The sequence below is a fragment of the Flavihumibacter fluminis genome (assembly GCF_021491375.1).
Lineage (GTDB): Bacteria > Bacteroidota > Bacteroidia > Chitinophagales > Chitinophagaceae > Flavihumibacter > Flavihumibacter fluminis.
This window is the reverse complement of the sequence record NZ_JAKEVY010000002.1, coordinates 827,359-842,735: the sequence shown is the minus strand read 5'-3', so window position 1 is coordinate 842,735 and position 15,377 is coordinate 827,359. Positions and strand designations below refer to the sequence as shown.

Annotated in this window: 16 protein-coding genes; 7 read left to right on the top strand and 9 right to left on the bottom strand. The window is 45.0% G+C overall.

All coding sequences use genetic code 11. The features are described from left to right. Positions 1-345, bottom strand: coding sequence for a hypothetical protein (locus L0U88_RS09915; RefSeq protein WP_234865892.1), 345 nt, complete (start codon positions 343-345; stop codon positions 1-3). Between the two features lie 17 nt (positions 346-362). Next, on the bottom strand, positions 363-2,828 hold the full coding sequence (locus L0U88_RS09910) for a penicillin acylase family protein (RefSeq protein WP_234865891.1): 2,466 nt from the start codon (positions 2,826-2,828) through the stop codon (positions 363-365). 201 nt (positions 2,829-3,029) lie between these two features. Between L0U88_RS09910 and L0U88_RS09905 the strand changes: the two genes are divergently transcribed. Further along, positions 3,030-3,644 carry a MiaE family protein gene (locus L0U88_RS09905; protein WP_234865890.1) on the top strand — a complete coding sequence of 205 codons (615 nt, stop codon included), beginning with the start codon at positions 3,030-3,032 and terminating at the stop codon, positions 3,642-3,644. On the opposite strand, the gene L0U88_RS09900 is transcribed toward L0U88_RS09905, so the two are convergent. From L0U88_RS09900 to L0U88_RS09875, 6 genes are read right to left on the bottom strand one after another with little or no spacing between them, the layout of a single operon-like run. Continuing rightward, positions 3,641-4,627, bottom strand: coding sequence for a GSCFA domain-containing protein (locus L0U88_RS09900; protein ID WP_234865889.1), 987 nt, complete (start codon positions 4,625-4,627; stop codon positions 3,641-3,643). The genes L0U88_RS09905 and L0U88_RS09900 overlap by 4 nt on opposite strands. Then, positions 4,624-5,499 (bottom strand): hydroxymethylglutaryl-CoA lyase, encoded by an 876-nt coding sequence (locus tag L0U88_RS09895; RefSeq protein WP_234865888.1) that lies wholly within the window; start codon positions 5,497-5,499, stop codon positions 4,624-4,626. Before L0U88_RS09895 ends, L0U88_RS09900 begins: the two co-directional genes overlap by 4 nt. Before the next feature lie 35 nt (positions 5,500-5,534). Next, entirely contained in the window at positions 5,535-6,314 is a 780-nt protein-coding gene (gene rlmB, locus L0U88_RS09890; RefSeq protein WP_234865887.1) for a 23S rRNA (guanosine(2251)-2'-O)-methyltransferase RlmB, read from the bottom strand. A 43-nt stretch (positions 6,315-6,357) separates the two neighbouring features. Beyond that, positions 6,358-7,611, bottom strand: a complete 1,254-nt coding sequence (gene metK / locus L0U88_RS09885; RefSeq protein WP_234865886.1) for a methionine adenosyltransferase — start codon at positions 7,609-7,611, stop codon at positions 6,358-6,360. 48 nt (positions 7,612-7,659) lie between these two features. Then, a complete protein-coding gene (locus L0U88_RS09880) occupies positions 7,660-9,087 on the bottom strand; it encodes a DUF4270 family protein (RefSeq protein ID WP_234865885.1) in 1,428 nt (475 codons plus the stop codon). Between the two features lie 44 nt (positions 9,088-9,131). Next, a complete protein-coding gene (locus L0U88_RS09875) occupies positions 9,132-9,944 on the bottom strand; it encodes a glycogen/starch synthase (RefSeq protein ID WP_234865884.1) in 813 nt (270 codons plus the stop codon). A gap of 88 nt (positions 9,945-10,032) precedes the next feature. Between L0U88_RS09875 and panC the strand changes: the two genes are divergently transcribed. The 5 genes from panC (at position 10,033) to L0U88_RS09850 (ending at position 13,402) form a co-directional block, all read left to right on the top strand. Next, positions 10,033-10,887, top strand: a complete 855-nt coding sequence (gene panC, locus L0U88_RS09870) for a pantoate--beta-alanine ligase (RefSeq protein WP_234865883.1) — start codon at positions 10,033-10,035, stop codon at positions 10,885-10,887. A 48-nt stretch (positions 10,888-10,935) separates the two neighbouring features. After that, positions 10,936-11,280 carry an aspartate 1-decarboxylase gene (gene panD / locus L0U88_RS09865; RefSeq protein ID WP_234865882.1) on the top strand — a complete coding sequence of 115 codons (345 nt, stop codon included), beginning with the start codon at positions 10,936-10,938 and terminating at the stop codon, positions 11,278-11,280. Positions 11,281-11,291: 11 nt separating this feature from the next. After that, a complete protein-coding gene (locus L0U88_RS09860) occupies positions 11,292-12,299 on the top strand; it encodes a lysylphosphatidylglycerol synthase transmembrane domain-containing protein (protein ID WP_234865881.1) in 1,008 nt (335 codons plus the stop codon). A gap of 7 nt (positions 12,300-12,306) precedes the next feature. Next, entirely contained in the window at positions 12,307-12,801 is a 495-nt protein-coding gene (locus L0U88_RS09855) for an adenylyltransferase/cytidyltransferase family protein (protein WP_234865880.1), read from the top strand. A 97-nt stretch (positions 12,802-12,898) separates the two neighbouring features. Continuing rightward, positions 12,899-13,402: a hypothetical protein gene (locus L0U88_RS09850; RefSeq protein ID WP_234865879.1), complete on the top strand. Its 504-nt coding sequence runs from the start codon at positions 12,899-12,901 to the stop codon at positions 13,400-13,402. A 58-nt stretch (positions 13,403-13,460) separates the two neighbouring features. Here L0U88_RS09850 and L0U88_RS09845 read toward each other — a convergent pair whose 3' ends face one another. Further along, the gene (locus tag L0U88_RS09845) at positions 13,461-14,618 is read right to left on the bottom strand and encodes a Gfo/Idh/MocA family protein (RefSeq protein ID WP_234865878.1); all 1,158 of its coding nucleotides are present in this window, start codon (positions 14,616-14,618) and stop codon (positions 13,461-13,463) included. 145 nt (positions 14,619-14,763) lie between these two features. Between L0U88_RS09845 and L0U88_RS09840 the strand changes: the two genes are divergently transcribed. Continuing rightward, positions 14,764-15,369 carry a DUF4332 domain-containing protein gene (locus tag L0U88_RS09840; protein WP_234865877.1) on the top strand — a complete coding sequence of 202 codons (606 nt, stop codon included), beginning with the start codon at positions 14,764-14,766 and terminating at the stop codon, positions 15,367-15,369. Positions 15,370-15,377: the final 8 nt, after the last annotated feature.

The window sequence follows — 15,377 nt, the reverse complement described above, 5'->3', positions numbered from 1 at the left end:
TTAAACGATCTTCCGGGCAAGGCTTCCGGTAACTGCTGCCAATCCGGCTACCAGGGCTCCTATCAATCCGGTTACCAGGATCAACAGGAAAGGGTTTTCTATGTTCAGAATCAACACAGAAATTTTCTTAGCCAGCAAACCTTCATTGGCTTCGCTGATCAGCCAGGCATGGCCAGACCACAACAGAAAGAGGGCGATAAAACCCGACAAAAATGCCTTCCATCCAGCCTGGTGAACGGCGAGTGCAACAATAAAAGCACCTATCGCAATGCTCCACCAGGGTAAATATAGTCCGAGAACAAAGCACAATAGCGCTGTCAGTATCGTTGATATGATAAATTTCATGTTAAAGTTGTTTTGGTCTATCCTTTCCGGAATTCCATCGTCCATTTGATTTGCGGATCACTGGTTGTTCCCCGCTTCATGAAAAGCAAACGGTAATGCTTACCCGCAGCCCAATCGTCCACAAAACTATCATAGTATCGGCTGCCTGGATTTCCGCTTTGTCCGCCTGGATATATTCCATACGCTTCAATATCATCTGTCATATGAATCACCATCCGCCAGCTCTGCCCATGATCTGCAGCCGTAGCATTGATTACTCCCTTACCTCCACCGATTGGCAAATTGGTGCGGTTAAAGGGTGTTATTACTTTAAGCAAATGATTCACACGGGTAGCTTTTACTTTCTCCCATGCCAAACCAGTTGTTGCTGCTATCTTATCCAATGTATCAGAAGCAAGGTTCAGCGATTGAGCCAGCAGGTCTTCCAGGCTCTCTTTCTGACTGGTTGAAATATTGTCAATAAATGAATAAGCAGAGTCACGTTTCAGACTTTCCACCAGCGTAAACTCAGAAGGCCAGGGCATCATCAGATCTGTCTGCTCAAACTCATCCATCCATACAGCCCGTTGAAGCTGCTGCCACCAGAATTCAAATACAGTGGCGCCTTCAGACCCTACTGATTTCCTGAAATCCCAGTTTCGGAAAAGATTAAAATACTTCCTGGCGGATTCATTCAGACTGGCCGGATTGGTCCGCATCAGGATCGGTTTGGCGAATTCCGCCTTTGCATCGTAATCGTTCATTTGCAATTCCATCATCTGCTTTGGTGTGATCCCCTGCATCGAATCCAGCAGCCGGTTGATCATGTAACCGCGATATATTGGAAATTCAGTTCCCGTATAATAGGGGTAGGAACCATCCACCGCCAGTTGATTGGCACTGCTCACATAGGACCGCTCAGGATTGATCATCCGGGGATTTTCCTCCACAGGTATCATGCCCCTCCACATATAGGAACTGTCCGTTCCTTTCATGATGAAATCGCCCTGCCGGCGCCATTTGGCTGGGAATACACCTTGTTGTGTCAAGGCGATATCACCTGTTTTGGAAGCAAATATGCAGTTTTGGCCGGGACAGGTTAAGTATTGAATAGCGGCTTTGTAATCTTCCAGGTTTTTAGCATGATTGAGTTCATAAAAGGCACGGCCATCATTACTGGGATCGTGGGCTTTCCACCTCACAGCCAGATAGCGTTCCGCCTGGTCATCTGCCCGATAGGTATCATCATACATAACCGGCCCAAACAGGGTGTAACTTACCGTATCCAGCAAGTCCGGCTGACCTTTTACCCGGATGATTTCTACCCGCTTGTCAGCTTTTTTCCATTCTCCGTTAAACCAATATTCGGATTTGGTCCCGTCTTTAAATTTGATCTCATAATAATCCTTCACATCCCTGCCGGCGTTGGTGAAACCGAAAGAAATATCTTCATTAAATCCAATAATTACATTGGGGGAGCCGGGGAATGTTACCCCATATGCACTGAATTCAGGTGTAGTGAGTTGCATCTCAAACCAGAGCGCAGGTAGATTCAACGACAAATGGGGATCATTGGCAAGTATGGGTCGGCCAGAAGCTGTTTTTGTTCCTGATACCGCCCAGTTATTGCTCCCATTTTCAGGATTCGGCTTATTCTCCGGCACATTGCTTACCGTATCTCCCGAATTCAAAAAAGAGAAATAAAGAGAGTCTGCATCAGCAGGTGGTTCCATATTCACAGCCGGCACCGTAGGATAAGGATTCAACACCGTATTCGGAATAACCGGCTTCAGGGAATCAGCGAGGAAATAATACAGTTGCTCATAATCCATTTGTGAAAAATTAGCTCTCGCATTCGTAAACTCAAGATCCGATTCTGAACCAGCCAGGTCATAGCTCATATACTTGAGAAACAACGCGGTTTTCAACAACGACCATTTTTCCGGGAAATATCCCAACAACTTGTATTCGATGGGAAGCTCAGAAATCGTCAACTGATCAATATAGGCATTCACTCCATCTGCATAAGCCTGGTATTGGGAAAGTGATTCTGGCGATTTCTCTACTTCCTTTACGGATTGCTCTGCAGCATAGACCATGCCTAGACGCCGCATGCTCCGGTCATAATTTAAGATCCGGTTATCCGGACCAGGCCCCAGGATCTCACTGATACGGCCAGCTGCAGCATGGGTCTGAAACTCCATTTGCCAGAGGCGAAACTTGGCATGGAGGTATCCCTGCACAAAATAAAGATCGGGCTCGTTTTGTGCAACCACGTGGGGCACCAGGCGCTCATCTATATAAACAGACACGGGTTCTGATAACTGTGGGAAGGACAGGTTCAGGTTAAAAGACTGGTTGGCGGGCTCCGCATTTTGCCAGATTCCATGCTGCGGGCTCAACAGCTTACCCAATGGAGCAGGCAGTAGCTGCCGGCTGTCCAGCGTATAAACAAGTCCGATAGTAGCAAGCGCCGCGGCGGCAAAACTCAGGTATCTCCTCATATAGCGCAAGGTTAAGAGCCTTAAAAATAATATTAATTTCTATTTAACACCTTTTCATGAAACCAGGCGGCCTTTTTGCATGTCAAACAGATATGAAAACAAGATCAGTCATATCATCTTACCGGCCAAAATTGTATCTGGGTATTTTATTCATGATACTGTTTGTTTTGATGCTGATGAAATAGGATTTTTGCACCTATTATGGATGCACCTGTTTCTTCAGAAGTAAAAAATATCCTGGGCCTCCAGTTACCTACGGATCCCAGGTGGGTTGACCTCGCCGCCATTTCCATAGCGGATATTCTTACCGACCATGCCTATTGCGAACAAAAAGCCGCCACCACCTGCATCTCCCTCATTCAGCGCTACCCCGAGAAAACCCTTATGGTAAAAGAACTTGCTCCCATTGTTACCGAGGAGTGGGGACATTTTCGTCTTGTTTTACAGGAATTGGAGAAAAGAGGCGAACAACTGGGGCGCCAAAGAAAAGACGAATACGTAAATCACCTGCTGAACTTTCAGAAGAAAGGTGGTCATCCGGAGGATCGCTTCCTGGACCAACTGCTCACCATGGCCATGATTGAAGCCCGTAGCTGCGAGCGTTTCAAACGGCTGAGCGAAGGTTTGCAGGATGAATACCTCCGTAAATTCTATCGCCGTTTTATGGAGAGCGAAGCCGGGCATTACAAACTTTTCATTGAGCTGGCAGAACATTATATCGACAAGGAAAAAGTACGCAAACGCTGGGCCGAATGGCTGGAAGCGGAATCCGTCATCATGCAGCAACTAACTGTAAGGGGCGACCGAATTCATTAACCTTTCCCATTTCTGAAATAAGCCAGCTCCTCCGACAGATCCAAAAAAGGATGGGTTTCCGCCAAATCAGCAGTTTTCTTCTCAAAACTGGCCAGGAAATGTTGATGGGCCTGCGTTTCAGGCTGAAAGGCCTTATGCCGCCGCGCATGTATTATTTGCTGTATCTTATCCATCAATTCCTGTGCAGCAGGCTCTATATAATGCGTTTTAAACTGCTCCAGCACATAACTGGTTGCCTGGTAATTCGGGTGTGCCAAATCGATATCATAAAACCGGTAATCACGCAACACATCAATTACGAGCTCATAGGCCGGGAAATAATGCAGCCGGTTGAATTTTCCTACCAGGTGATGTACCGCTTCCAGTAATCGTGCCTTGCTTCGGTTATTTTCCACCACCCCATCTCTTAAATGACGAACCGGACTCACAGTAAAGATCACCTGCAGATCTGGGTTCCCGTGAAAAAGCCGGTGAAGGGTATTATCCAGTGCAGCTACTGTTTCATCAATCGTACATAAATGTTTGCGGAACCATTGTGCCGGGGCGCGATGACAATTGGCGACTGGCTTCTCCCCTTCTTGTACCAACCGATACGAATAAGAAGATCCCAGGGTTATGATCAGCCATTTGGCAGTTCGCAAAAATTCGGCTGCCCGTGATTGTGAGGCATTGATTTGCTGTAACACCAGGCCCTGGTCCATACCCGAAAACCGCGAATGATGCGCCCAGCTCTGCCAGAGTTCATTATAAAAAAATAAATCGGAAGGGCCGTATTGTCTTCCTTCAATATAACTCACCAGGCTCTGACACACGCTTATGGGGTCAAAAAGAATTCCATGTGGGTTTTGGCAAACGGAATACTTTAGTTCCTGTAATTTATTGCCGATATGCTCTGTGAAACAGGAACCAATCAGAAAGATGGGATCCTGGTAGGTAATTCCTTTTTGAGGACCCCTGATATCAATATCCGCCATCCATTTCATAAAATCACCGGGGAAAAAACTTCTTTGGATAACAGGTTGGCTTTCTGCAAAGCACCCTTGTGTATGCCGGTTTCGATGCCCTGGGCCTCAAGGAACTGAATGATAAATTCGGTATCCATATTTCCTATCAGTTTATCACCTGCCATGGGACAGCCCCCGATTCCTTTGAGTGCTCCGTCAAATCGCCGGCAGCCTGCTTTGAAGGCTGCTTCCAGCTTCGCCAGACGGTTCTCAGCCTTAGCGTGCAGATGTACACCAATCCGCACTTGCGGTAAATCAGCAATTAATGCACCGGTTAATTGTTTGATCTGGTCAGGCTCAGCCAGTCCTACTGTATCAGCCAGTGAAATGGTTCGGACACCTACTGCCGCTATCTTTTCTGCCCAGCTTAGTACCAGTTCCTCCGACCAGGGATCTCCGTAAGGATTTCCAAATCCCATCGACAGGTAAATTACCAGGTCCTTTCCTTTTTTCATACAGATTTCCTGTATTTCACTCACGGTTCCAAAGGAATGTTCAATAGTACTGTTGGTATTACGGCGCTGAAAAGTTTCAGAAACAGAAAAGGGAAAACCGATCGACTGAATAGTATCATATGCCGCTGCATCCTGTGCTCCGCGGGTATTGGCAACTATTGCCAGCAGTCCGGATCGGGAAGCGCTCAGGTCCAGCGCCTCCAGAACTTCCCGCGTATCTGCCATTTGTGGTATGGCTTTGGGTGATACAAAACTTCCGAAATCAATGGTATGAAATCCTACATGTAACAGGGCATTCAGGTAAGCCACTTTCTGGAAAACAGGAATCATCTGTGGCCATCCCTGCATGGCATCCCTCGGACATTCTATTAGCTGCAAAGTCTGGTTGTTAGACATAGACAAGTTTGGTACGTTAAATTCGTTCTTTTTCCTCAATTTTTACCGGATCGTTGCCGCATGGCTTCATAAAGGATCATGCCGGTCGCTACTGACACATTCAGAGACTCAAAGCCACCCGCCATGGGTATGCGAAACGGGGTATCTGCAATCTTCATTAATGCTGGAAAAATTCCTTTGTCTTCACTGCCCATGATAACAGCGGCGGGTGCTGCAAAATCACAATCATATACCAGTTTTTCCGCAGTCATTTCACTGGCATATACTGCAATACCGTTGAGGTGCAGGGTATCCACTGCCTTCATCAGACTATTCACCCGGCAAACCTTTATTTTTTCCAAAGCACCTGCAGATGTCTGAATAGCATCATCATTCAACGCCCCCACTCCTTTATCTGGTATGATGATCGCCTGCACACCGCAGCAATAGGCGGTACGCGCTATCGCCCCTATATTCCGGATGTCCGTAACCCCATCCAGTATCAACAAAAGGGGCGTTTCGCCTTTCTCAACTATAAAACTGATGGTATCCTGCAGGTCATGATACTGAATCTTGGCAATCAATCCAACCACGCCTTCATGATCCGTGATATTAAATCCGTTTAGTTTTTCAACAGGTACTTTGTTGATCGGCACCTGGAGGCTGGTTGCCAGTTTTTTTATTTCTTCAATCTCCGGACCATGGGCCGTGTTCATTAGGTAAATCCGTTCCAGTTGGCGGCCCTCTTTCATGGCTGCTATTAGCTTAACACGACCAATGATGAGAGCTGATTTTTTGGGACGATTCTGTTGAGGCTGGGAGCGAAACGATTTCATGGGTTAAAGGTAATTAAAAAGCCACCCGAAGGTGGCTTGCTGATTATTTAAGTCCGAATGCTTTTTTCACTTTGGAAACATAATCCAGTTTTTCCCAGGTAAAGAGTTCAACTTTTTTCTTTACTACTTTACCATCCGGGGATTTAAAGCTTTTCTCCACGATTTCAGACTTACGACCCATATGTCCATATGCTGCTGTTTCACTGTAAATCGGAGAACGCAGTTTCAGTCTTTTTTCAATGAAGAAAGGACGCATGTCAAACAGCTCTGATACCTTCTTCGCAATTTCACCATCCGTCAGCTCCACTTTAGCAGTGCCGTAGGTGTTGATATAAAGCCCCATTGGCTGAGCTACTCCAATTGCATAGGAAACCTGCACCAGTACTTCATCACACAAACCCGCAGCCACCAGGTTTTTAGCAATATGACGGGTTGCATAGGCAGCAGAACGATCCACTTTGGAAGGATCTTTTCCACTGAAGGCTCCACCACCGTGTGCACCTTTACCACCATAGGTATCTACGATGATCTTACGGCCGGTTAAACCAGTATCACCATGCGGACCACCAATCACAAATTTTCCGGTTGGGTTGATATGATACTTGATTTTATCGTTGAACAGTTTGGCGTATTTCTTATACTTTGATTTGATTCTCGGGATCAGGATCTCGATCATGTCCTGCTTGATTTTTGCCAGCATCTTGGCTTCCGAATCAAAATCATCGTGCTGGGTAGAGATAACAATTGCATCGATACGGATCGGTTTGTTGTTATCATCGTATTCCAGTGTTACCTGGCTCTTTGCATCAGGACGCAGGTATTTGATCTGCTTATTCTCACGGCGCAATGCAGCAAGTTCCTGCAGAATTTTATGTGCAATATCCAGGGCCAGCGGCATGTAATCCTCTGTTTCATTGGTTGCATAACCAAACATCATTCCCTGGTCTCCAGCCCCCTGCTCTTCTTTCTTCTTTTTGTCAACACCCTGGTTGATATCGGGTGATTGTTCATGAATAGCTGATAATACACCACAAGAGTTGGCTTCAAACATGTACTCACTTTTGGTGTAGCCAATTTTTTTAATCACTCCACGGGCAATTTCCTGTACATCCAGGTAGGCTTTACTTTTCACCTCACCTGCCAGTACCACCTGTCCGGTGGTTACCAGCGTTTCACAAGCAACTTTGGATTGCGGATCAAATGCGAGAAAATTATCTATGAGTGCATCTGAAATCTGGTCAGCCACTTTATCCGGATGTCCTTCTGATACACTCTCGGAAGTAAATAAATAAGGCATGTAAAAAGATAATTTAAAAAATTCGGAGCAAATATAATAGTCTAATGCTTACAACCTTGAATAAACGAGGTAGAGACGCATTTTTTGTGTGGGATGCGAACCACCCCCAATTACCGTCCTGCCGGAACCTAACCTGTTACTGATCGTAATCGGAATCTGATTGGAGCCAATGGAAGTCACCACAGGCCGTGTTGTAAAAGGCGCATACAACCGAAGGGCAAACGATTTTTCTTTCCTTGTTACAATTCCCTGAATATAAGAGGTGAGATCGAATTCAAATCGTTTGTTGTTTAGAAAACCGCCAAAAGTTCCTGGATCATAAAAAAGCGGACTGCTATTCTGTTGGAAAACCCATGAATTGGGTATGGTAATAAACCTTGAGTTGGCACTGTCGACTGCATCCAGGAACAGGAGCCCAGGTGTAGGGAAACTTGCTTCTTCATAACCTTCTAATTGTTCAGCTATTAGTACAGCTTTGTATAATAATCGGTTATTCAGCTCCTGTAAGCCAGGGATTTTAATCAGGCTATAGGAACCGGGAGTGCTTTGAATAAATACTTCGGATTGATTATCCCCGCCATTTGCCAGTTGGTTTCCAAAAGGTGTACCTGTTGGATCCTTCCTCACGATATTGGCGGTTGCCCGGTAATTGGTACGTAGAACAAAGTCAGTTACAGTAGTATCCGGTTTACCATTACGGGTGGTACGATAGTGAAAACTTAAACGTGTTCCGCCCTGATCCGCCAGATTAAAATACGCAATCGCCTTTTTAAGCGCAGATGCCGCGTCTGGCAGAATTGCCAAACCTTTAAAATTAGCATTGAAAGCAGAGTCCGTCTTGTAAATGGTAGTATCAAAATTCATCAGGCGCATGCCGAATTCATTCGGCAATACAATACGTAATTCATTGACTGCTTTTACCGTATCCTTTGCGCGGATGTACTGCAAACTATCATTCAGTGTCAGGTAGGAAACATTATTTTTCTCACCTATCAGATTGGAAACTGCAAAAGAAGGATGACTGATGAGGTAACCGGTAGAGGAATCACGAAACGGGGCAGACTGATCAATTTCGTAGATTTTGAATCCCTGCACGGAATTCGTATCCCCATAAATGGACTTGTAGCGAAGTGATAAAACCACTGAATCCAGCCCAATCAGACTATCACGGGAACTGCCGAATGGATACGTTCCAAACAGATTGGGATGCAGTTGAACGTACATTTCACCTGTGGTAGTCCCAAAAAATGGATCTTCCAGAATACCAAAGAGATGATCTGCATCACGGGTTTGACGAGTACTGTCAGGTAGACCAAAAACCGAAGAGATCACCTCCAGCGTAGTATCAAAAACCGTTACATTATCAACAGCGGGGATTAATCCCCCGCCGAGTTCGGTTGTCCGGATTTTGGTACAGGACTCAATCAGTAATACGAGAGCGATTACAGAGGAAAGGCTCAACAGAAGTTTCTTCACAAACGATCCGGTTATTAATCTTAAAAAGTTAGATTCAGCAATGACTATTTAGCAAGGTCGGTATACAGTTGTAAATAGTCTGTTAAATCAGACTCCGCATTGTATGCCAGAATTTTCTTGCCTTTTGCTTTAGCGAATTCCTCCGCCAGTTTTTTATCTACTTTTTCAGCACCAAATGTAATGGCATCTGAATAGGTAGCTCCGCCTTTAAACATAGCAAGATTGGTTCCTTCCTTGAAAGGCTCCAGGTCTTTTTCCTTAATATTGGTGTGAATGATAGCCTGCTTCATAAAATCCGGTCCCAGCTTTTCCTTGAACGTATTCTGTCCAATGGTAAACACAGTTTTACTGTGACTAAATACCGGCTCTTTTTTATAGGCAGTTTTCAGATACAGCGGAATCAATCCACTCATCCATCCACTGCAATGAATGATATCAGGAGGCCATCCGAATTTTTTAACAGTTTCCAATGCTCCTTTACAGAAGAAAATGGTCCGCAGGCTATTGTCTTCAAACCATTCTTCCTTTTCGTCGTGGAAAACAAATTTACGCTTGAAAAGGTCCTCGTTGTCCAGGAAATAAACCTGCAAACGGGCATTGGGCAAAGAAGCAACTTTAATCTGAAGGGGAAAATCATCGTTATCAACCGATACATTAATTCCCGAAAGACGAACTACTTCGTGCAAACGATGGCGACGCTCATTGATGGTTCCAAACCTTGGCATAATGCAACGCACTTCAAAGCCATTGTCGTTCGATTTGATTGCCAGCCTGTTCACCATTTCAGAAAATTCTGTCAGCTCCAGGTACGGCGACATCTCGTTAGCAATGAATAAAATTCTTTTCTTTGTTGACATTTGATCGGTTACTATTGGTGAAAACCTTCTGTTTTTTCGTTCAAATAGTGTGCAAAGGTAGTATTTTTCCGGCTAAAACCCGCAACACATGATCCTTTTTAAGCAGGTGGAGCCCCTACAGCAGGCACTGGATAAGTTCCGGCAAGAGGGCCGCAGTATTGGATTTGTACCCACTATGGGAGCACTTCACCAGGGCCATTTATCCTTATTGGAAGCCGCACGAAAGGAGAATGAAACAGTTATTTGCAGCATTTTTGTAAACCCAACCCAATTCAATGATCCTTCGGATTTTGAAAAATACCCGATCACACTGGAAAAGGATATTGAACTGTTGATTCAAAGCAATACCAACCTTCTTTTTTTACCATACGTCTCAGAGATTTACCCGAATGGAACAGGCAATCTGCCGAACTATTCGATCGGATTTCTGGAAACCATTTTGGAAGGCAAATACCGTCCCGGACATTTTCAAGGAGTTTGCCAGGTAATGCATCGCCTGCTTGAAATCGTGAAAGCTGATAATCTTTACATGGGACAAAAAGATTACCAGCAATGTATGGTGGTAAAGCGTTTGCTGGAACTTACCCGGATTCCTACCCGTTTACATACCTGCCCTACCTTGCGTGAAACAGATGGTCTCGCTATGAGTAGCAGGAATACCAGGCTCTTACCTGCACAACGGGCACAGGCCGTTACAATTTCACAGGTGTTGAAAGAAATCTGTGTTACCCTTCAGCCTGGTTTAACAAGTCTATTATTACAAGCAGCTGAACAAAAACTGGAGAAAGCAGGTTTTAAAGTGGATTATGTTGCACTGGCAAATGCTGACAACCTCGATCTTCTGGACCATTGGGATGGCCAACAACCGGTGGTTGCTCTGGCTGCTGCCTACCTGGATGAAGTGCGACTTATTGACAATATGTTAATCCAAAGCGGGAAGTAAACAAAAATCCTACCTTGCGAAGCGTTTTAGCATTTTAAATCTGAACAAATGGACATCGAGATACTGAAATCCAAAGTACACCGCCTTACCATAACAGAAGCCAATCTCCACTATGTTGGAAGTCTGACCCTGGATGAAGACCTGATGGATGCTGCAAATATGATCGAACATGAAAAAATCCAGGTGGTAAATGTGAATACAGGCTCCCGTATCGAAACCTATCTCATTAAAGGCAAACGCGGATCTGGTGTATGTTGTCTGAATGGTCCGGCTGCGCGCCAGGGCGCTGTGGGGGATGTGGTGATCATCATATCTTATGCACGGATGCCGTTTGAAGAAGCAAAGACATTCAAACCCTGGGTAATTTTCCCGAAAGAAGGTAATTTGTTATAAATAACGGTCCTATGCAAAAGAAGATCAACAGCCTGCTTCAATATGCTTTCTTCCTGGGGCTGGCGATCTTTTTAGTGTGGTGGAGCCTCAGTAAAATTTCCGACGAGCACTGGGAGGAAATGAAAACCGCCATGCGCGAAACCAATTACTGGTTGCTGGTGCCTGTGGCCATTGCCTTACTGGTCAGCCATCTCAGCAGGGCCATCCGCTGGAAGATCCTCATGGAACCCATGGGTTACAAGCCCTCCCTGATCAATACCTACCTGGCAGTACTCATTGGCTATTTTGCCAACCAGGGGGTACCAAGATTAGGTGAAGTACTGAAATGTACCATCTTAAGCCGGTATGAAAAAGTTCCTGCTGATAAACTGATTGGCACCATTGTAGCGGAACGCGCCTTCGATCTGCTCTGCCTGATCCTGGTTTTTGCCATTACTTTTTTTTCACAGATTTCGGTTATTGGAAAATATGCGGGCGACCTGTTGAACCAATTGCTTTATGGTGGTGCCGAAAAGGCCGGAAATAAGGGGCTGTATATCGGGCTTGGTATTGTGTTTTTTCTATTGCTCCTGGTTTGGTGGTTACTACGACGGTATGCGGATAGCGGTTTTGTAAAAAAAATCAAAGCGGTGGTTGGCGGAATCTGGCAGGGCATAAATAGCATTCGGTTTCTCAAGCATAAAGGCTGGTTTTTGTTTCATTCTTTTCTGATCTGGTTTCTCTACCTGGCTAGTATCCGGATCGGGTTCTATGCCATGACGGCCACCCAGCCATATGGATGGTTACCCTCTTTTTCTGTTTTATCTTTAGGAAGCGTAGGCATGATAGTAACTCCCGGTGGTATGGGCGCTTATCCGATTTTAGTACAGGAAACCATGTCTTTGTATGGATTAAGTGAAGGGATCGGCAATGCCTTCGGGTATATTCTCTGGCTGGCACAGTTTGTTCTGGTGCTGGTGGCAGGTGCCGTATCATTGATGTTGCTTCCCGTGCTCAACCGAAAAAAAACAACTAAATAGGCCCCATATGCGAAATGCCAGTATCATTCATCAGAAAGTGTACGGGCGCGATGCCCTGATCCGCCAGGTAGCAGTTTGGAAATTTCTTGGTAAACGTATTGCCTTTACCAATGGCGTATTCGACATCGTGCATCACGGTCATATATATTCGCTCACGCAGGCCGCACAGGAGGCTGATATCCTGATTGTAGGCATCAACAGCGATGCTTCCGTCAAGCGTCTGAATAAAGGTCCCGAGCGCCCAATTAACGATCAGGAATCCAGGGCCCTGCTGATTGCTTCGATGATCATGGTAGATGCGGTGGTGGTATTTGATGAAGATACTCCCTACGACCTGATCCTTTCCATCATGCCGGATGTGCTCGTAAAAGGGGGCGATTACCGGGTAGAACAAGTGGTAGGTCACCGCGAAGTAATTGAAAACGGCGGCCAGGTGATAATTAACCCGATTGTGGAAGGTTATTCAACCACGAGTATTGTAAGGAGAATAAGTCAGAAGTGAGGAATGGAAAATGGAGGAAAGGAAGAAAGGGAGAATGGAGACGGGAGACGGGAGGCGGGAGACGGGAAAAATATAGCTCCTGAAATAAATCTACACTATGAATAACTTTTCATCGGAAGAAACTATATCTGCGTTAACAAAACTAGGACTGTATCAGGTTGCAGGCGGACTAATTGGATTTTTATTAATTGGGTGGACTATGATTAATGGTGGTTCCATTAATTTTTCAATGATACTCTTGTTTACAATCGTCTTTTTGTTTTTTGGGTATTCTGTTTATGCAGGATGGCTTTGTTTAAAAATAAATAAAAAGGCCTTCCGGCATTCCATGATCAACCAGATTATGCAGGTCATCGGCTTTGCTATTCTTGGTTTTGGATTTCAATATGCAGCAGGATTGTACCTCACGATTGGAATAGATCTCACGGACTCCATACAACTTGGATTTGGTGCAGGTATTTCAAAAGTTGATATCAATATTAACAGGCATTATGAGCGGCTGGAAGTGAACCTGAACCTTATCGCGTTTGCACTGATCTACTGGATCGACAAGAACTGGAGAAAAGCAAAAGAGGAAGCGCTTCTACAGAACTTTTCCTGAATTTAAAATTGGAGTCACTGTTCCCAGTGACCCCAATTCTAACTTCATAATTCATACTTCACACTTCATATTTGACCCACTTCTCACTACTCTCATTGCTCTTTACTACATTTTCAATAAAGGCCATACCACGAATGCCTTCTTTTACTGAAGGGAATTCCACCACATCAGCGTTTACGGTAGTACCATTGATTCTTGCTGCCAATGTCAGTGAAAAATTACGGTAGATGTTAGCGAACGCTTCCAGGTATCCTTCAGGGTGGCCACCCGGAGTGCGACAGTTATGACGACCTATATCACTCAAGTATCCAGATCCCGCACGCAGCGTTTCCATGGGTTTGTCGTACCATTTCAGCAGCAGTGAATTCGGTTCCTGCTGGTGCCATTCGATACCACCCAATTCTCCGTAAATGCGGATAGATAAATTATTCTCCTCTCCTGCTGCTACCTGGGTGGCTATCAACACACCACTGGCTCCGGAATTAAACTTAAGCAATACAGCACCATCATCATCCAGGGCCCGGTTTTCCACCACCACATTCAGATTGGCGCAAAGCTCTGCTACTTCCAGGCCGCTGATATATTCTGCCAGGTTGAAGGCATGGGTGCCAATATCGCCCATCACCCCACTCTTACCTGATTTTTTCGAATCGGTTCTCCAGGCTGCCCCTGCATTGCCTTCGCGCTCAGATAAACGGCTAAGCCAGCCCTGGCGGTACTCTACAAAAACTTTACGAACCTTTCCTATTTTTCCGCTTTGAATCAAATTGCGGGCTTCCTTCACCATCGGATAACCGGTGTAGGTATGCGTCAGGCAAAGAACGAGTCCGGTTTCCTTTACTTTCTGATCCAGTGCAATCGCTTCTTGCAGAGACAACGTAATCGGCTTTTCAATCACCACATGGAAACCCTTCTCAAGGGCCATCATGGCTGGTGCGAAATGCGCAAAATTGGGAGTCACGATGGTTACAAAATCCATGCGCACATCTTCCGGTAAAGCGGCTTCCTTTTCCAGCATTTCATCATAACTGGTATACGTGCGCTCCGGTGCTAAAAAAAGTGTTTTTCCACTCTCAATTGCGATGTCCTTATTGATACTAAGGGCTCCGCAAACGAGTTCAATCTTTCCATCCATATTGGCAGCCAGGCGATGGATGGCACCAATAAAGGCATCATTTCCACCACCAATCATTCCCATTCGAAGTTTTCGGTTCATTGTTGCTTGTTTTTGAGATTAGGATTCTAAAAATAGGAATTCTACCATGAATTTTCCACAAGCTGTGGAAAATAGCAAAGCCAAAACCGGGTTACTATTTCTCTGGCACAGTATTAAGGGTGTCTATTCATTAAAAAAAACTATCATGGCAACGAAAGTAACCTTTACCCTGAGTCCGGAAATTGTAGGAGAAGCAACAGAAGCGATTCTGGTGGGTGATTTTAATAACTGGAATCCCAATGAGGGAATCGGATTGAAAGTCCAGAAAGATGGCACCCTTAAAGCTACAGTAACCCTTGAACCCGGACAAACCTATCAATACCGGTATTTCCTGAATGATGGTCGCTGGGTAAACGACGGTAATGCAGATTACTACTACTTTGATCCCGTATATCATGTAGATAACTGTGTTATCACCGTTCCTGAAAAAAAAGCAAGCACTAAAAAAGCAGCTGTTGAAAAGGAGATTGAAGCTGAACCTGCAATAAAAGCAGCTGCTAAACCGGATGATCTTACCAAAATCGAAGGGATTGGAAAAAAGATCGCTGAACTCCTGAAAAATGCTGAAATCGAAAGTTTTGAGCAGCTATCCAAAGCAACTCCCAAAAAATTAAAGGCAATCCTTGAAGCTGCAGGATCAAAATTCAAAGTACATGACCCTGCAACCTGGCCTAAGCAGGCGAAACTGGCTGCCAATGGCAAATGGGAGGAATTGAAAAAATTGCAGGCTGAGCTAAAGGGCGGTAAATAATTTCAGAA